Origin of the sequence: Kitasatospora sp. NBC_00039, assembly GCF_045160625.1 — a bacterium.
In the GTDB taxonomy this organism is placed as follows: Bacteria; Actinomycetota; Actinomycetes; order Streptomycetales; family Streptomycetaceae; genus Kitasatospora.
Genome location: NZ_CP108289.1, coordinates 4,640,822 through 4,657,863, shown reverse-complemented (window position 1 = coordinate 4,657,863; position 17,042 = coordinate 4,640,822). Strand labels below are relative to the sequence as shown.

15 protein-coding genes are annotated in these 17,042 nt (G+C 73.0%); 6 read left to right on the top strand and 9 right to left on the bottom strand.

From position 1 onward, the window contains the following. The first annotated feature begins 203 nt into the window (after positions 1–203). On the top strand, positions 204–989 hold the full coding sequence (locus OG286_RS20560) for an SLATT domain-containing protein (protein ID WP_405360554.1): 786 nt from the start codon (positions 204–206) through the stop codon (positions 987–989). Between the two features lie 52 nt (positions 990–1,041). Here the strand turns inward: OG286_RS20560 and OG286_RS20555 are convergent, their stop codons facing one another. From OG286_RS20555 to OG286_RS20545, 3 genes are all read right to left on the bottom strand, one after another. Next, positions 1,042–1,689 (bottom strand): hypothetical protein, encoded by a 648-nt coding sequence (locus OG286_RS20555; RefSeq protein ID WP_396324301.1) that lies wholly within the window; start codon positions 1,687–1,689, stop codon positions 1,042–1,044. A 114-nt stretch (positions 1,690–1,803) separates the two neighbouring features. Next, positions 1,804–2,904 (bottom strand): GntR family transcriptional regulator, encoded by a 1,101-nt coding sequence (locus OG286_RS20550; protein WP_396324302.1) that lies wholly within the window; start codon positions 2,902–2,904, stop codon positions 1,804–1,806. Between the two features lie 244 nt (positions 2,905–3,148). Continuing rightward, positions 3,149–3,946 (bottom strand): carbon-nitrogen family hydrolase, encoded by a 798-nt coding sequence (locus tag OG286_RS20545; RefSeq protein WP_396324303.1) that lies wholly within the window; start codon positions 3,944–3,946, stop codon positions 3,149–3,151. Between the two features lie 173 nt (positions 3,947–4,119). Between OG286_RS20545 and OG286_RS20540 the strand changes: the two genes are divergently transcribed. Then, a complete protein-coding gene (locus OG286_RS20540; RefSeq protein WP_396324304.1) occupies positions 4,120–4,941 on the top strand; it encodes a maleylpyruvate isomerase family mycothiol-dependent enzyme in 822 nt (273 codons plus the stop codon). A 380-nt stretch (positions 4,942–5,321) separates the two neighbouring features. Next, positions 5,322–5,825, top strand: coding sequence for a hypothetical protein (locus tag OG286_RS20535; RefSeq protein WP_396324305.1), 504 nt, complete (start codon positions 5,322–5,324; stop codon positions 5,823–5,825). A 60-nt stretch (positions 5,826–5,885) separates the two neighbouring features. Here the strand turns inward: OG286_RS20535 and OG286_RS20530 are convergent, their stop codons facing one another. The 3 genes from OG286_RS20530 to OG286_RS20520 form a co-directional block, all read right to left on the bottom strand. Continuing rightward, positions 5,886–7,229, bottom strand: a complete 1,344-nt coding sequence (locus OG286_RS20530) for a nitrate/nitrite transporter (protein WP_396324306.1) — start codon at positions 7,227–7,229, stop codon at positions 5,886–5,888. Between the two features lie 73 nt (positions 7,230–7,302). Then, positions 7,303–8,535, bottom strand: a complete 1,233-nt coding sequence (locus OG286_RS20525) for a M64 family metallopeptidase (RefSeq protein WP_396324307.1) — start codon at positions 8,533–8,535, stop codon at positions 7,303–7,305. A gap of 193 nt (positions 8,536–8,728) precedes the next feature. Continuing rightward, positions 8,729–9,961, bottom strand: a complete 1,233-nt coding sequence (locus OG286_RS20520) for a benzoate/H(+) symporter BenE family transporter (protein WP_396324308.1) — start codon at positions 9,959–9,961, stop codon at positions 8,729–8,731. Between the two features lie 218 nt (positions 9,962–10,179). On the opposite strand from OG286_RS20520, the gene OG286_RS20515 reads away from it, so the two are divergent. Further along, positions 10,180–11,133: an LPXTG cell wall anchor domain-containing protein gene (locus OG286_RS20515; protein ID WP_405365653.1), complete on the top strand. Its 954-nt coding sequence runs from the start codon at positions 10,180–10,182 to the stop codon at positions 11,131–11,133. Between the two features lie 79 nt (positions 11,134–11,212). On the opposite strand, the gene OG286_RS20510 is transcribed toward OG286_RS20515, so the two are convergent. The 3 genes from OG286_RS20510 to pdhA are packed head-to-tail and all read right to left on the bottom strand — an operon-like array spanning position 11,213 to position 14,801. Continuing rightward, positions 11,213–12,658, bottom strand: a complete 1,446-nt coding sequence (locus OG286_RS20510) for a dihydrolipoamide acetyltransferase family protein (RefSeq protein WP_396324310.1) — start codon at positions 12,656–12,658, stop codon at positions 11,213–11,215. Between the two features lie 14 nt (positions 12,659–12,672). After that, positions 12,673–13,647, bottom strand: coding sequence for an alpha-ketoacid dehydrogenase subunit beta (locus OG286_RS20505; protein ID WP_396324311.1), 975 nt, complete (start codon positions 13,645–13,647; stop codon positions 12,673–12,675). Further along, positions 13,647–14,801, bottom strand: coding sequence for a pyruvate dehydrogenase (acetyl-transferring) E1 component subunit alpha (gene pdhA, locus OG286_RS20500; RefSeq protein ID WP_396324312.1), 1,155 nt, complete (start codon positions 14,799–14,801; stop codon positions 13,647–13,649). Before pdhA ends, OG286_RS20505 begins: the two co-directional genes overlap by 1 nt. Positions 14,802–15,180: 379 nt before the next feature. On the opposite strand from pdhA, the gene OG286_RS20495 reads away from it, so the two are divergent. Beyond that, positions 15,181–15,855 (top strand): response regulator, encoded by a 675-nt coding sequence (locus OG286_RS20495; protein ID WP_405365652.1) that lies wholly within the window; start codon positions 15,181–15,183, stop codon positions 15,853–15,855. Between the two features lie 96 nt (positions 15,856–15,951). Continuing rightward, complete coding sequence (locus tag OG286_RS20490) at positions 15,952–17,040, top strand: phosphotransferase (RefSeq protein WP_405365651.1); 1,089 nt, start codon at positions 15,952–15,954, stop codon at positions 17,038–17,040. The last annotated feature ends 2 nt before the right edge of the window (positions 17,041–17,042 follow it).

Here is a 17,042-nt window from a genome sequence, read left to right as displayed (position 1 = left end):
ACGATCAGCCATTTGGCGGTAAGAAGTGCTGTTGGACCAGCACCGGCCGCCGGCCGGTGCGCCGTCCCCGGGCGAGCACACGCGCCCCGGGGCGTCGCGCGTCCGATGCGTCACCCGGGGTTCCACGGCCAGCCAGGCCGATGACACGTCAGGGCGATGCGCCGTCAGACCCAGCAGTCCGCCCGCCACAGGGAGCCCCACAGGTGAGCCAGCCGGAAATGCAGCCCGAGGAGAGTGCCTGGGGCAAGGAGATCGGCGAGGAGGACCAGCCGGCCGCCACAGTCGCGCGCCCGGCGTCCACCCGCCACCGGACCGATCTGAGCACCCGCCAGTTCCCGCTGGGAGACTGGGGCGAGCCCGCCGAGCGGCTGGAGGAGCTCTACCGCTGGTCCGAGGAGCGGGCCGTGGAGGCGGTCGACTGGTACCGCCGGGACCGGATCTGGAAGCGCCGCTGGGCCCGACTGCTGCGGTTCGGCTCGGCCGGTTTCGCGGTCGGGGGGGTCACGGCCCCGCTGGTGGACCTCACCGGAACCGTCGCGAACGCCACCAGCTGGGGCTACGTCGGCCTGGCGCTCTCCGCCGCCTGCTACGGCGCGGACCGGGTGTTCGGCCTGACCTCCGGCTGGATGCGGGACGTCTCCACCGCGCAGGCGCTGCAGCGCCGGCTGGAGGCCTTCCAGTTCGACTGGGCGTCGGAGTGCGTGCGCGAGGTGCTCGGCCCCACCGAGGGCACCGCCGGTGAGGCTGCCGAGCGCTGCCTCGGGGTGCTGCGGCGGTTCTGCGAGGACGTCTCGGACATGGTCCGCACCGAGACCTCGGAGTGGATGCTGGAGTTCCGCGCGGGCATGACCCAGCTGCCCACGCAGGCCGCCGGCAGCTGGGGCGGCCGCAGCGAGACGGGCGGGAGCGCCCAGGTGCGGATCCTGCCGTCGCCGGGCACCCGGCCCACCATGCCGCGCCAGCGGCCCCCGGAGGGCCCGCTGCGCTAGGTCCCGTCCGGCCGGGTAGGAGATCCGGCCCGGGGAGGGATCCGGCCCGGGCTCAGGCGAAGACGATCATCGAGCCCTGGGTGAGGCTCCGGGTGGCCGCCGCGTACAGGCCCGCCCAGGCGTGCCGCTCCCGGGCGAAGGGGTGCAGGTCGTCCAGCGGCGGGCCGAACGGCTGCTCCAGGCCGGTGGGGCCGAGCGGCCGGGTCGGGTGCGGCGGGTTGGCCGGGTCGATGCCCAGTGCCGGTGCGACGGCCTGCAGTTCGCGCAGCAGCCCGTGACTGGAGCCCAGCGGACCGCCCGCGACGAGCAGCGCGTCGTCCACCAGCGGCACCGCGAACTCGATCGGCACGTACGCCCCGGCGTGGTCGAAGTGCCAGACCAGGTGCGACTGTTCCGCGCTGCTCTCGAACATCTCCAGCAGCTGCTCGTAGTCGCCGCCGAGCGCGTCCACCGGCGTGATGTCCAGGCCGGTAAGCCCCAGCAGGTAGGCGCGGCGCAGGAAGTGCAGCGAGTCGTAGTCGAAGGCGGCTATCGGCTCGACCGCCCCGCTGAGCCCGGGCACGAACTGGTAGACCGGCACCTCGGGCAGCCCGTGCGAGGTCAACACGGCGTTGTAGAGCGCGAGATCGTCCCGGAAGGGGTTGTCGGGGCTGTGGCTCAGCACGTCCACGAGCGGGACGAGCCAGAGGTCGCAGGCCATGGGCCGGCTCTTCCTCTCCGGGCGGCGGGTGCCGTTCGCGGGGCGAACGACGGGCGGACGGGTCGGCACCCGGACCGTCGGTGCAGGGACCGCCCGGGACGACGACCGCCCACCCTACCGGCCCGGCGCGCGGTGCGGGTCGGGGCGCCCCTCGGGCAGTTGGCCGGACGGCGGGTCGGCAGGCCGGCGGCCGAACCGTCGGTACGGCACCGTGCGCGGCTGCGGTACCAGGCCCAGGCCCAGCCCCAGCTCACGGCCGAGCTCCCGGCCCAGCTCGCGCTCACGGCCCCGGGCACGGCCGGTCTCCGCCGCGCCGGTCTGGGGGGACTGCGCCGCCTGGACGGCCTCCCCGCGTGCCGCCCCCGTCGACGTCCCGGGCGCTGTCCCGGATGCCGCCCCGGGCGCCGCCGGAGCGGTGCCCGCGTCCGGTACCGGCGCAGGCCCGGCGTCCGCCGCGGGGCCCGCGTCCGCCGGCAGGCCGAGCGTGGCCGTCAGCAGCGGCAGGACGCCGGCCGACTCCACCGGCTGCCCGGCCAGATCGGCCAGCAGCCGCACGGTGAACAGGTTGTACTCGCAGACGATCCGGTGCGCGCCCGCCCGGTCCCCCGCCTCGACCGCGTCGACCAGCTCGGAGTGACGGTCCCAGCAGACGCCCTCCAGTGTCGGCATCGTCCGCAGGTACGGCGCGGCGAACATCCAGGACTGCACCCGCAGCCAGTCCAGGTAGTCGCCGATCCTGCGGTTGCCGAGCAGCCCGGCCGCCTCCTGCCAGAACCGGCGGTCGCAGCCCACCATCACGTCCAGGTTCCCGGCCCGGGCGGCCCGTACCGCCGCGTCCGCCCGCCGCCGCAGCGAGGGCAGCCGGCCGCCGGTGTCCGGCAGGGTGGGCATGGCGGCGAGCCGGCGGAAGTAGCTGTCGGTGAGCAGCACCCGGGACTCGAAGATCTCCAGGAAGTCGTCCCAGCCGAACTCGGGCACCGTGAAGCCCCGATGGTGTTCGGCCCGGAGCAGCCCCTGCGCGCCGAGGTCGACCAGCGCCTCCCGGGCCGGGGTCGCCGAGACCCCGTACAGCTCGGCGATCTCCTTGACCGTGAAGTTGCGCCCGGCCGCGAGCCGGCCCGCCATCATCTCCTCGCGCAGCGCGCCGGCGATCTGCTCGCGCAGGCTGTTGCGCTGGATCACGGGGCGGGTGTCGCCCGAGCCGGTGCCGAACATGCGCGCGACCTCCTCGGGCGGGCTGGGCGGCCTGCCTCGGGACAGGCCGGTGGGACAGCGGCTGGAACACGACGAAGGCTCATCTTCTCAAAGATGTCCGTGCCGTGCGGCCGGGGCGTGCCGGGCGGCGCCACCGGCCCCGGCGGAAGCCGCCGCCCCGCCCGCACCCGGCGCCGGGCGGGACCCGTCCGCCGGGTGCCCGAGAGGTCCCCCACCGAACGGGCCCCGTGTGCCCGGGCGGGCCTCAGCGCTGGACGGGAGCCGGAATGCCCAGCAGCCGGTCCCGGTGAACCGGGAAGTCGGCACGGGCCTTGCCCACCTCGGCCGGGTCGAACTCCACCGTCAGCACCTCCTCGCCCAGGCCCGCCTCGGCCAGCACCCGGCCCCACGGGTCCACCACGATGCTGTGCCCGGCCTGCTCGACCCCACCGTGCGTCCCGGCCGTGTTGCAGGCCAGGACGAAGGCCTGCTCCTCGACCGCGCGGGCCCGGCTGAGCAGCGTCCAGTGCTCGCGCCGCCGCTCCGGCCAGGCCGCCGGGATCACCAGCAGCTGCGCGCCCGCGTCCAGCAGGGCCCGGAACAGCTCCGGGAACCGCAGGTCGTAGCAGGTGGCCAGGCCCAGGGTGCCGAAGTCTGTGGCGGCGGTGACGATCTCCTGCCCTGCGCCCATCACCACGGCCTCGCCGCTGTCGAAGCCGAAGCGGTGCACCTTGCGGTAGGTGTGCACCAGCTCGCCGTCGGGGGCGAAGAGCAGCGAGGTGTTGTAGATCGGCCCGTCCGGATCGCGTTCGACGATCGACCCGGCGTGCAGCCAGACGCCGGCGGCCTTGGCGGCGGCCGCCATCGCGTCGGAGGTCGGCCCGTCCAGCGCCTCGGCGCCGTCCGACCAGAGGTCGTACGCGAAACCGCCCAGCGGCCACAGCTCCGGCAGGACGACCAGGTCGGCGCCCTGCTGGGCCCGGACCAGGGCGGCCGCCCGGGCCCGCCGCTCGGCCGGCGGCTCGGCGTCGGAGACCGCGAGTTGGATCAATGAAGCGCGCACAGTACCACCGTCCACGGCAAGAGTCCTACGATCGTCACCCGAAAGCACTGCCCTGCTCTCACCCGGCAGCGTAACGTGCGGTTAGCGTGTGCGCCCGGAAGCCGGAGGAACCCGGCGGACCACGGAGCCAGGGCGCGCATGGCAAGGCAGCTGACGGAGGGCCGGAGATTCCCGTGACGGACAACCAGACCGTGCAGGCTTACACCGAGGCGTGGACGCAGTCCATCGAATCGATATCGGAACTGGTGACCCCTCTTCCGGAGGACTCCTGGAACCGGGCCACCGAGTGCCCCGGCTGGTCGGTACGGGACGTCGTCTCGCACGTCATCGCCATCGAGTCCGAGCTGCTCGGCGACCCGCGCCCGATCCACTCGCTCCCCCGCGACCTGCGGCACGTCACCAGCGAGTTCGCCCGCTACATCGAGCTGCCGGTCGACAAGCGCCGCTGCCACACCTCCGTCGAGCTGACCGGCGAGCTGGAGTACACGATCATCCGCCGCTCGCGCGCGCTGCGGAACGCCAAGCAGACCCCGACCGAGCCGGTCCGCTGGCCGGCCGGGCCGCACAGCCGCGAGCTGCCGTACCACGAGTTGCTGCGCCGCCGGGCGTTCGACGTCTGGGTGCACGAGCAGGACCTCCGGCGGGCCCTCGGCGAGCCCGGCAACCTCGACGCCCCGGGCGCCCTGGTCTCCCGGGACGTCCTGCTGGAGCTGCTGCCCAAGGCCGTCGCCCACCAGGCCGGCGCCCCGGCCGGGACGGCACTGGTGGTCGACGTCACCGGCCCGGTGGAGTTCCTGCGCACCGTCCGGGTCGACGCCGGCGGCCTCGGCACGCTCGACGAGTCGATCAGCCTGGCCCCCGACGTCCAGCTCACCATGGACTGGGAGACCTACCTCCGGCTCGCCTGCGGCCGCGGCCGCCCCGGCCCGGTCACCGTCGAGGGCGACCAGGAGCTGGCCTCCCGCGTCCTGGCCAACTTCTCCGTCACGCTGTAGCGGCTGCGGTCACCCACCCGGCGTACCCGCACCGCCGCACGCCGGGTGGTTCCCCTCGCGCCTCCGTACGTCAACTTGGTACCAGCACCCCGGTAGTTCGGCCTCGTTGTTCCGGGCAGTCGTCACCCGGAAGAAGGAGGGGCGTCCAGATGGACGACGAACAGACGCAGATGGTCCTGGTGCGGTCGAGCTTCCGGTCACGGGGCAGCCGATCAGGGTCGTGATGATCGACGGCGAGCCGTGGTTCGTCACGGCCGACGTATGCCGCGTCCTGGGCCGGGGAAATCCGACCGATGCAGTGAAGGTCCTGGAGGCACACCACCACCGGACGGTGGACCTGAGGGCCGTAACCCTTGTTCGGAACAAGGGTTACGACGCTCATGAGGTCGGACAAGGCTGCCGCACGCCCCTTCCAGGAGTGGGTCACCATCGACCTCCTCCCCTCCGTCCGCCGCGGGGACACCGACGTCCCCACCCAGCAGCGGCGGATGGCGGAGACCCTGGCGGAGGCGATCGGCCAGCAGGTGCAGATCATCGCCGGGCTCGACCACGACGGCGGGCCTGGCGTGCGCGTGCACTCCGACGGGACGGTGCACTGCCGGCACGGGGAGATGGTCTTCACCGTGCCGAGCCGGGAGGAGGACGGTGGTCCGCCCTTCGGCGGCTACTTCTCCTGCCCGATCGTCGAGCGGGTCGGCATCCGGGGCGGCAAGGCGATCCCGGGCTGCCCAAAGCTCAAGCTCGTCGACCTGGTCCGCCTGATGGCCGCGGCACCGGCACCGTCCCGGCTCGGTGACGGGCAGCTGCTCGTGGAACTGCACGGCGCCCGGATCCACGGGACGGCGCGGCAGATCTCCGACCTGATGCGCGAGTACGGGCGCTGATCGAAAGGTGCCGGCCCTCAGGATCTCTGAGGGTCAGCACCTTTCCGCAGGTCGGAAACCCTACGCAGCCGCCACGACCTTGCGGCGGAGCCGGAAGATCATCACCGTCCCCAGCACCATCGGGACGTACAGCCAGCAGAACGCCCACCGGTACGCCTCCGCCGAGTACCCGCTGCCGTTGCCGGGGGTCAGGGCGTCGAGCAGGACGCCGATGCCGAAGAGGGTGATCATCGTGCCGATGAAGCCGCCCATGTTGGCGATGCCGGAGGCGGTACCCAGGCGTTCGACGGGGTTGTGGGAGCGGGCGTAGTCGAGGCCCACCAGCGAGGCCGGGCCGTTGCTGCCCATCACCAGGATGATCCCGACCAGCAGCCAGAGCGGCGGGTGGCCGCCGGGCCAGGCGAGGGTGAGGGCCCAGCCGGCGGACGTGGCGGCGATGACGGTGAGCACGATCGGCATCCGCGCCCGGGCGGTGCGGCTGAGCAGCCGGCCGAAGAGCAGGCCGAAGGCCATGTTGCTGAAGACCAGCAGGGTGAGCAGCCCGCCGGCCTCGGCCCGGGACATGCCCTGCGCCTCGACCAGATAGGGCAGGCCCCAGAGCAGGCCGAAGGCGTTGCCGGGGAACTGGGTGGTGAAGTGCACCCAGAGCCCGAGCCGGGTGCCGGGTTCACGCCAGGAGTGGCGGATCTGCTGCCCGACGGCCGGCCGGGGCGCCCGCGCTGCGGTGGCGGACGCCGGCGGACCGGCCGGGGCCTCCTGGAGGAACAGCGCAACCAGGGCGAAGACGGCGACGCCGAGCACGGCGATGGCGGCGAAGGTGGCCGTCCAGCCCTCGCGGTGCAGGGCCTGGGCGAGAACGACCGTGGTGACCAGGTTGCCGCCCATGCCGGCGAGCCCGGTCAGCTGGGCGACCAGCGGGTTCTTCGCGGCCGGGAACCAGCGGGCGGCGATCCGCAGCACGCTGATGAAGGTCATCGCGTCGCCGCAGCCCAGCACTGCCCGGGAGGCGAGCGCGGGGGCGAAGGACGCGGAGAAGGCGAAGGCCAGTTGCCCCAGGCTGAGCAGCAGGACACCGAGGAGCAGCACCCTGCGCGGGCCGAACCGGTCGACCAGCAGGCCGACGGGTATCTGCATGGCCGCGTAGACCAGCACCTGGAGGATGGAGAAGGTGGAGAGCGCGGAGGCCCCGATGGTGAAGCGCTCGGCTGCGTCCAGCCCGGCCACGCCGAGGCTGGTGCGGTGGATGACGGCGAGGACGTAGACGCTGACGCCGATGGACCAGGCCAGCCACGCGGCACGGCCGCCCGGCGGGGCGTGCGGGGTCGCGGCCGGGGACGGACCGGCGTCGACTCGGGGACCAGGGACTGTGATCGGACGGGCGGCGGAGGCAGGGTCCACGGGCATAGTGCACCCAGATTAGTCATCCCATCATTGGACGCCCAGGCCGGGGGTCACAGGAGGTCGGGCACGAACCACCTCAGCCGGTCACCGTCCAGGAGACCGACCTGGTCATGTACCGGTCGCGGAAGGCCTCGTCCCGGACCCAGTCGGTGGTGTCCCGCACGGTGGCCGTGACGGTGGCGCTCCGCCCGGGGGCGAGGTCCAGCTTGGCGGTGTCGAGCCAGCTGCGGCCCGCCACCTGCGGCTCCACCGGGACGCCGTCCACCTTCCACTCGACCTGGAGCTGCCGGGCACCGGCCAGCGGCAGCGGGCGGACCTCCAGCCGGGGTCGGCCGGCGACCTCGCCGGGAGCGGGCTCCGGCGCGTCCGTCGGCCGGATCCGGCGGTAGATCTCCTCGACGATCGCCTCCCGCGAGGGCAGGTTGTAGGCGCCGCCGAGGGTGCGCATCACCGAGTCCGGGGTGGGCCGGTAGATCCCGTTGGCGCTCCGGTACGCCCCGACCGTCCCGGCGCCGTCCGGGGACTCCGCACCCAGCCAGCGCCACCACTTGGTCTGCTTGCGGCGCATCTCGTCGGCGTTGTCGGTGGAGAGGTTGGGGTAGTCGGCGTCGTCCGGCGCGCTGTCGTACTCGTCGCCGAGGTCACCCACGGTGTGCCCTATCTCGTGCTGGATGATCCGCCCGGCGTCCGCGCTGCCGCCGGCCAGGGTGGTCACCCCGGTACCGCCGGCGCCGCCGTACTCGCTGGAGTTGGCCAGCGCGATCAGGTACTGCGGGCCGTCGCCGTCCCCGGCGTAGCGGGCGGTGGCGCTCTCGTCGGCGCAGAGCAGCCGGGCGGTGCCCTCGCACCAGAAGTGCATGCCGAGCGGGGTGGCGGGGTTGCGGCCGTGACTCTCGGTCTCGGCGATGCCGGAGACCGGGGAGACCACCTCGACCCGCCTTATGTTGAAGAAGCCCTGGTAGCTGCGGAACGGCTCGATCTCCATCAGCGCCCGCCAGGCCCGGTCGGCCTGCTGCCGGAACGCGTCCTGCTCGTCGGCGGTGTAACCGTCGCCGAGCAGGACGAGGGTGATCCGGTTGGCCGGGTCCCCGGTCCGCCTTATGTCGACGGTGGGGGCGGCGGCGGCCGCACGCAGGTCGGCCCGCTGCACGGCGTGCGGCGGTACCGCCCGGTCGGCGGGGGCACCGGGCCCGATCACGCCGAACGGCGAGGGGCCGGCCAGCTCCAGGGCGGCGGGCAGTACGGCGGTGGACACCAGCACGAGCGCGGCCAGACTCCGGACGAGACGGCCAGGGTTGCCAGGCGGCATACGGGTGCGTCCTCGGGGATCCGGTCACCCGGCGTCGCCCGGGTGGTGGACGCGAAGACGTACCCGGCCCGGCGTGTCTCCCCTCCCGTCCGGCGAAAAAGTCACCGACCTGGCCGAACGACCCGGATCACCCCGGTCATACCCATGAGTCCGACCAGGTGGATGATTCTCACCGACCGTGACCTCGGCGGCCTCAGCCGTCCGCGCTCCGCCGCACGTCCAGCAGCAGGTGGGTGGCCAGGCCGAACAGCAGACCCCAGAACGCCGAGCCGATGCCGAACAGGCTCGTCCCGGAGGCGGTGGCCAGGAAGGTCACCACCGCCGCGTCCCGGCCGCGCTCCTCGGCGACCGCCGCGGCCAGGCTGCCCTGCAACGAGGCCAGCAGCGCGACCCCGGCGATCACCGCGATCAGCTCCTTCGGCAGCCCGGTGAACAGGCTCACCAGGACCCCGCCGAAGCTGCCCACCAGCAGGTAGAGCACGCCCGCGGACATCCCGGCGACATAACGACGGCGCGGGTCGGGGTGGCTCTCCGGACCGGCGCAGATGGCGGCGGTGATCGCCGCCAGGTTGACGCCCGGCGAACCGAACGGCGCCAGCAGGACGGAGAGCCCGCCGGTGGCCCCGATCAGCAGCCGGTCGTCCGGCCGGTAGCCGAAGGCCCGCATCACCCCGAGGCCGGGGGCGTTCTGCGAGGCCAGCGCAACGATGGTGAGCGGCAGCGCCAGGCCCACCATCGCCGGCCCGGAGAAGGCCGGCACGGTCAGCACCGGCCGGGTCGGCCCGCCCTCGCCGAAGTGCAGCGGCAGACCGACGGTGACCGCCGCCAGCACCCCGCCGGCCAGCAGCGCGGCCGGGACGGCGTACCGCGGAGCCAGCCGCTTGGCCAGCAGGAACGCCGCGAAGCTGCCCAGCACCAGAGCGGGCGCACCCTTCACCGCGCCGAAGATCCCGGCGCCGAAGGAGAACAGGATGCCCGCCAGCATCGCGTTGACGATCCCGGCCGGGATCGCCGCGATCAGGCGGCCGAACAGCCCGGTCACCCCGAACAGCGCCACCACCACCCCGCTCACCAGGAAGGCGCCGACCGCCTCCCGGTAGGGGTACGCGCCGAGGCTGGTCACCAGCAGCGCGGCGCCCGGGGTGGACCAGGCCGTGATCACCGGCGTCCTGGTCCACCAGCTGAGCAGCAGGCAGGTCAGCCCGCTGCCGACGGCCACCGCCCAGATCCAGGACGCGGTCTGCGCCTGGTCCAGCCGCCCGGCGGCCGCCGCCGCGAGCACCACCACCAGCGGCCCGGAGAACGACACGACGATGCACACCAGCCCGGCCAGCAGCGCCGGGAGGGAGGCGTCACGCCGCAGCGAACGGCGCTCCTCCGGGTCGGTACGACGGTCTGCCGAACGGGTTGTCAGCTCCTCTGCCATCCCGGAAGTATCGCGGAGAGACCCCCACGACGGGCCGCTCGAAGATTCCGAAAAAACTTCTGGCCTCACCTGCAACCCCCAGTGGGGATGCACGTCTATACGGATGAAGGGCACGGAGAGCGAGACCGGCGGAGCCGGGGGGCGCTACCGCTCGACAGACGCGGGCAGCCGGTCACCTTCAACACACCATCAGCACCATGACCCTGGGGAGACACGTCATGCGCAAGTCCGTTATCACCGCATCTGCGAAGAACGTCCGCTCGTTCTCCGGCCGCCGCCGCCTCGCCACCATCGCCGCCACCGCCGTCCTCACGGGCGGCGTCCAGCTGCTCGCCACCGACACCGCCTGGGCCTGCGGGGACGGTCCGCAGGCGAAGGCCACCGCCGAGGCCAAGCCGGTCACCCCGGCCACCGCGCACAAGGGCGACCTCGCGGCCGGGTTCCACATGACCCCGGACGGGCAGAGCATCACCGCAGGGGGCCCGAAGCTCGAAGTCGGCGTCGGGGTCACCAACTTCACCGGCGCGCCGTACGAGAACGTCGCGCCCGTCCTCGGCCTGTACAACCCGAAGGGCGCCACGCGGATCGAGGACTTCACGGTCGAGGCGGCCACCCCCAGCGGCTGGAAGAAGCTGTCGCTCCGTCACGGCTGCGACCCGACGGTCTTCGCGGACACCAGCAGCCTGAAGGCCAAGCGCCTCGACGACGGCCGGGCCGCCAACTTCGGGTTCCGCATCTCCGTCGCGGCGAACGCCACCGCCGACCTGAACGAGCTCGAGGTCTACGTCGGCGGGAAGGCCGACGGCTTCCCCTCGGCGTCCGGTGGCTCCCACACCTTCAAGGTGGTGCGTTCCACCACCCCGGCCAAGCCCACCGCCAAGCCCACCGCCAAGCCGACGCCCTCCGCGACCGCCAAGCCGACCGCGAAGCCCGTCCCGCCCAAGCCCGCCGCCGACGCCACCACGGCGCCGGCCGCACCGGCCGCACCCGCCACCAAGGCCCCGGCCGCCACCCCCTCGGCCCCCGCCACCACCGCCCCCGCCGGCACCCCCGAGCTCGCCCAGACCGGCTCCAGCTCCACCAACGGCTTCCTCGCCGCCTCCGCCGCCGCCTTCGTCGCCCTCGGCGCCGGCGTCCTGATCGCCGTGCGCCGCCTGCGTCCCCAGCGCTGACGGCACGCACGGAAACCCGAAGGGGCCCTCCTCCGCACGGCGGTGCGGAGAAGGGCCCCTTTCATCGCTTCCGGGGTCGTCAGCCCCAGGTGATCAGACGCTTGGGCCGCTCCAGCAGCGCGGCCACGTCGGCCAGCACCTTGGAGCCCAGCTCCCCGTCCACCAGCCGGTGGTCGAAGGAGAGCGCCAGCGTGGTCACCTGACGCGGGACCACCTTGCCCTTGTGCACCCACGGCAGCTCCCGGACCGCGCCGAAGGCGAGGATCGCGGCCTCGCCCGGGTTGAGGATCGGGGTGCCGGTGTCGACGCCGAAGACGCCGACGTTGGTGATGGTGACGGTGCCGCCCTGCATGTCGCCCGGCGAGGTCTTGCCCTGGCGGGCGGTGTCGATCAGCTCGCCGAGCGAGGACGCCAGGCCCGAAAGGGTCTTGCCGCCCGCGTCCTTGATGTTGGGGACGATCAGGCCGCGCGGGGTGGCCGCGGCGATGCCGAGGTTCACCTGGCCCCGGATGACGATCTCCTGGGCCGCCTCGTCCCACTGGGCGTTGATCTCGGGGTGCCGCTTGATGGCGGTGAGCAGCGCCTTGGCGACCAGCAGCAGCGGGCTGACCCGGACGTCCCGGCCCAGCTCGCCGCTCTCCTTGAGCCGGCGGACGAACTTCATCGTGCGGGTGACGTCGACCTGGACGAACTCGGTGACGTGCGGGGCGGTGAAGGCCGACGCCACCATCGCCTGAGCGGTCGCCTTGCGGACGCCCTTGATCGGCACCCTGACGTCGCCCGCGGCCTCGGCCGGCACGGCCACCGGCACGGCCACCGGCGCGGCGGCGGGCGCCTCCACCGGCTCCGCCACCACGGGGGCCGCTGCGGCGGCGGCCGCCGCAGCGGCGTGCGCGTGCACGTCCTCGCGGGTGACCACCCCGTCCGGGCCGGTCGGGGTGACGGCGCGCAGGTCGACGCCGAGGTCCTTGGCCAGCTTGCGCACCGGCGGCTTCGCCAACGGCCGCTCCCCGTTCTGCTGCTCCGGCACCACCGGCGACGGAACCACCGGCGCGGGCGCCGGCGCGACGGGCGCGACAGGCACGACCGGGGCCGGGGCGGAGACCACGGTGGTCGTGGTCGTCCGGCGGGCGCGGCGCTGGGAGCCGCCGGTCCGCGGCCCGTAGCCGACCAGCACCTCGCGCCGCTCCGGCTCGGCCGGTTCGGCCTTCGCGGGAGCGGGAGCGGAGGCCGGCGCCGCGGCCGCCGGAGCAGCGGCAGGAGCCTCCCCCGCCACGGCGACCGAGATGATCACGGTGCCGACGTCGACCGTCGCGCCCTCCGGGAAGAACAGCTGCTCGACGACCCCGTTGAAGGGGATCGGCAGCTCCACGGCGGCCTTGGCGGTCTCCACCTCACAGACGACCTGGCCGTCCGTCACGGTGTCGCCGGGCTTGACGTACCAGCTGAGGATCTCGGCCTCGGTGAGGCCCTCGCCCACGTCGGGCATCTTGAACTCGCGGAGCGAGCGAACTTCGGTGGTCATCTTCGCTCCCCGGTTCAGTACGCGAGCGCGCGGTCGACGGCGTCGAGCACGCGGTCCAGGTCCGGCAGGAAGGCTTCCTCGACCCGGGACGGCGGGTACGGCGCGTGGTAGCCGCCGACCCGCAGGATCGGTGCCTCCAGGTGGTAGAAGCACCGCTCGGTGAGCCGGGCGGCCAGCTCGGCGCCCATGCCCAGGAAGACCGGCGCCTCGTGCACCACGATGCCGCGGCCGGTCCGCTTGACCGACTCCTCCAGGGTGGAGAAGTCCACCGGGGAGAGCGAGCGCAGGTCGACGACCTCCAGCCGGCGGCCGTCCTCCTCGGCGGCCGCGGCGGCCTCCAGGCAGACCTTGACCATCGGCCCGTACGCGATCAGCGTGGCGTCCGCGCCGGGGCGGACGATCCGGGCGTCGTACAGGCCCAGGTCGGCGGCGTCGCCGACCTCGCCCTTGTCCCAGTAGCGGCGCTTCGGCTCGAGGAAGATCACCGGGTCGTCGGACTCGATCGCCTGGCGCAGCATCCAGTGCGCGTCGTGCGCGTTGGACGGGGAGACCACCCGCAGGCCGGCGGTGTGCGCGAAGTACGCCTCGTGCGACTCGCTGTGGTGCTCGACCGCGCCGATGCCGCCCGCGTACGGGATGCGGATGGTGACCGGCATCTTGACGTGCCCGAGCGCGCGGGCGTGCATCTTGGCCAGCTGGGAGACGATCTGGTCGAAGGCCGGGTAGACGAAGCCGTCGAACTGGATCTCCACCACCGGGCGGTAGCCGCGCAGTGCCAGGCCGATCGCGGTGCCGACGATGCCGGACTCGGCGAGCGGGGAGTCGATCACCCGGCTCTCCCCGAAGTCCTTCTGCAGGCCGTCGGTGATCCGGAAGACGCCACCGAGCTTGCCGATGTCCTCGCCCATCAGGACGGTCTTCGGGTCGTTCTCCAGCGACTTGCGCAGCGCGTCGTTGAGCGCCTTGGCGATGCTGAGCTGACCGGCCATCAGAGGTTCTCCCCCGCCTCGAAGGAGGCCGCGTACTCGACGTACTCGGCCCGTTCCTCATCGACCAGCGTGTGCGGCTCGGCGTAGACGTGGTCGAAGATCAGGGTCGGGTCCGGGTCCGGCATGCTGCGCACACCCTCGCGCACCCGCAGCCCCAGCTGCTCGCTCTCGGCGTCGATCGAGGCGAAGAACTCCTCGTCGGCCAGGCCCTCCTTCTCCAGGAGCGCCTTGAGCCGGGTGATCGGGTCCTTGGCCTTCCAGGCCTCGGTCTCCTCGGAGGGCCGGTAGCGGGACGGGTCGTCGGAGGTGGTGTGCGCGCCCATCCGGTAGGTGAACGCCTCGATCAGCACCGGGCCGTTGCCGCTGCGGGCGTGGTCGAGCGCCCAGCGGGTGACGGCCAGGCAGGCCAGCACGTCGTTGCCGTCGACCCGGACGCCGGGGAAGCCGAAGCCGGAGGCGCGGCGGTACAGCGGGATCTTGGTCTGGGTGGTGGTGGGCTCGGAGATCGCCCACTGGTTGTTCTGGCAGAAGAAGACCACCGGGGCGTTGTAGACCGAGGCGAAGGTGAAGGCCTCGTTGACGTCGCCCTGGCTGGAGGCCCCGTCGCCGAAGTACGCGATCACCGCGTCGTCGGAGCCGTCCTTGGTGATGCCCATCGCGTAGCCGGTGGCGTGCAGGGTCTGCGCGCCGATCACGATGGTGTAGAGGTGGAAGTTCTTCTCGTTCGGGTCCCAGCCGCCGTGGTTCACGCCGCGGAACATGCCGAGCAGGTTCAGCGGGTCGACGTCGCGGCACCAGGCCACGCCGTGCTCGCGGTAGGTGGGGAACGCGTAGTCGCCCGTGCGCATGGCCCGCCCGGAGCCGACCTGGGCGGCCTCCTGGCCGAGCAGCGAGGCCCACAGGCCCAGCTCGCCCTGGCGCTGCAGCGAGGTCGCCTCGGCGTCGAACCGGCGCACCAGCACCAGGTCGCGGTAGAGGGCGCGCAGCTCGTCCGGGGTGACGGTGAGCGGGTAGTCCGGGTGCTCGACCCGCTCGCCTTCCGGGGTGAGCAGCTGTACGAGCTCCGGCTGGGCGTCCGTACCCGTGGCGCGGAGGGTGTCAGGGACGCCGGGGGCCGCCTTCTTGCGAGCCCTCGCCGTGCTTTTGACGGTCACGTTCACTCCTCGGTCTGTCCGGCCGCCCGGGGTCGCCGGTGACCGGTCCGGTCACCGCCTCGCGGGGCGCGCGTGGGTGTGCGCACCGACTGCGAGGCAGGTGGTGATCCTTTTCCGACGGCGTCCCTCACGAGAACGTTACCCAGCGGCAGCCCTTGGCGCGCTTGCGCTAGGACGTCCTACTTGTTCAGGGTCCACAACTGCGGGTGTGGCGCAGCTCTCAATTCGGTCGCCTTCAGGACACCTGCGCACGTTATCCGGGCGAAGGCCCGTACGTAAGGGGGTTACCGGCATCGGTTTCCGCCGGTCTGGCCGGATCACGATCCCGTGGCGCTGCGGGCGATAGGTCTTTCGTACGGTGATATGGGAGGCTTTGTGGGTGACTGATAACGGACAAATCAGGGTATTCCTGCTCGACGATCACGAGGTGGTCCGGCGGGGCGTCCACGATCTCCTCTCGGTCGAGGACGACATCGACGTGGTCGGGGAGGCCGGCACCGCCGCCGAGGCGATCACCCGGATCCCCGCCGTCCACCCCGACGTCGCGGTACTGGACGTCCGGCTGCCGGACGGCAACGGCGTCGAGGTCTGCCGGGAGATCCGCTCCCGGCTGCCGGAGATCAAGTGCCTGATGCTGACCTCGTTCTCGGACGACGAGGCGCTGTTCGACTCGATCATGGCGGGAGCCTCCGGCTACGTCCTGAAGGCGATCCGCGGCACCGACCTGATCACCGCCGTCCGGGACGTCGCGGCCGGCAAGTCACTGCTCGACCCGGTCGCCACCAGCCGGGTGCTGGCGCGGCTGCGCAACGGCGGCGAGAAGGAGGACGAGCGGCTGGCCCAGCTCACCAAGCAGGAGCGGCGCATCCTCGACCTGATCGGCGAGGGGATGACCAACCGCCAGATCGGCAACGAACTGCACCTCGCCGAGAAGACGGTGAAGAACTACGTCTCCAGCCTGCTCGCCAAGATGGGCATGGAGCGGCGCACCCAGGCCGCGGCCTACGTGGCCCGGCGCCAGGCGGACCAGCACCAGGCCGACCAGCACCACTGACTTGGCATCACCCTCCCGCCGGCCGCGCTATCGCGACGCATGCAGAGAACTGACGTTTTGTCAAGGACCCCCGCCAGGGGGCCCTAACCTCAGGCTGTGACTTTCAGCCAGACCCTTGCCTGCGCCCCGGCCCGCCCCGACCTCTCTGCTCCCCCGATAGGGACCCTCAGCCCGCCCGTCCCGCACGCCGCCCTGGCGGAAGTCCTGCGCCGCTACCGGGTCGGGCAGCTGCTGACCGCCGAGCCGGTCGCCGAGGGCCTGCTGAACCGGGGCTACCGCGTGACCACCGAGGCCGGGACGTACTTCCTGAAGTGCTACGTCGACGCCGCCACCGCCAACCGCCGGTCGATCGCCGGCCACCACCGCGCGATGGCCGCGCTGCACGCCCTCGGACTGCCCGTCGCGCCCCCGCTGGGCTGTGCCGAACGGGCCGACACGGTGGCCGCGTTCGGCGGCCGGCTGTTCGCGCTCTTCCCCTGGGTGGATGGCCGACACCGGCACGGTACCGACCTCTCCCTCCCGCAGTGCGCCGCACTCGGCGCGCTGCTCGGCCGCCTGCACGGCGCACTCGACGACGTCTGCGCCCCGGTCGCACAGCCGGCCGGCTACCGTAGCGCCGACCCGCTGGACAGCGCCGCACTCGCCCGCGACCTACGGCGCCGCGCCCACGAGCACCGCCCGCACGACGAACTGGACGCACTGGTCGAACGACGCCTCACCGAACGGCTGGAGCTGCTCGCCGAGTACGCCCACCGGCGGCCGGCCCCGCAGGCCGCCCCGCCCACCGGCTGGACGCACGGCGACTTCCACGGCCTCAACCTGCTGCACCGGGACGGCCGGATCTCCGCCGTCCTGGACTGGGACAAGCTGGGGGTGCAGCCGCGCGCCGAGGAGGCCGTCCGCGCCGCCACCCTGGTCTTCCACGACCGGACGACGGGGGTGCTCGACCTGGTCCGGGTCCGGCACTACTCGCAGGCCTACCGGGCCACCGGGGCCGCCGGAGCGGAGCACCTGGCGGCCGCCGTGCACCGGGTCTGGTGGGAGCGGCTCAACGACTTCTGGATGCTCCAGTGGCGCTACCAGCGGGCCGACCACCGGGCCGACCCGCTCTACCCCGCCTCGGCGGGCCAGTTGGCGTGGTGGTGCCAGGAGTACGAGCAGGTCCTGGACGCCTTCGCCAACTGACC

Excerpts from the sequence above, each read along its gene's own strand:
- OG286_RS20505 (WP_396324311.1), bottom strand. The coding sequence starts at position 13,647 with ATGGCCGGTCAGCTCAGCATCGCCAAGGCGCTCAACGACGCGCTGCGC.
- OG286_RS20515 (WP_405365653.1), top strand. The coding sequence starts at position 10,180 with ATGCGCAAGTCCGTTATCACCGCATCTGCGAAGAACGTCCGCTCGTTC.
- OG286_RS20550 (WP_396324302.1), bottom strand. The coding sequence starts at position 2,904 with ATGTTCGGCACCGGCTCGGGCGACACCCGCCCCGTGATCCAGCGCAAC.
- OG286_RS20555 (WP_396324301.1), bottom strand. The coding sequence starts at position 1,689 with ATGGCCTGCGACCTCTGGCTCGTCCCGCTCGTGGACGTGCTGAGCCAC.
- OG286_RS20535 (WP_396324305.1), top strand. The coding sequence starts at position 5,322 with ATGAGGTCGGACAAGGCTGCCGCACGCCCCTTCCAGGAGTGGGTCACC.
- OG286_RS20525 (WP_396324307.1), bottom strand. The coding sequence starts at position 8,535 with ATGCCGCCTGGCAACCCTGGCCGTCTCGTCCGGAGTCTGGCCGCGCTC.
- OG286_RS20530 (WP_396324306.1), bottom strand. The coding sequence starts at position 7,229 with ATGCCCGTGGACCCTGCCTCCGCCGCCCGTCCGATCACAGTCCCTGGT.
- OG286_RS20510 (WP_396324310.1), bottom strand. The coding sequence starts at position 12,658 with ATGACCACCGAAGTTCGCTCGCTCCGCGAGTTCAAGATGCCCGACGTG.
- OG286_RS20520 (WP_396324308.1), bottom strand. The coding sequence starts at position 9,961 with ATGGCAGAGGAGCTGACAACCCGTTCGGCAGACCGTCGTACCGACCCG.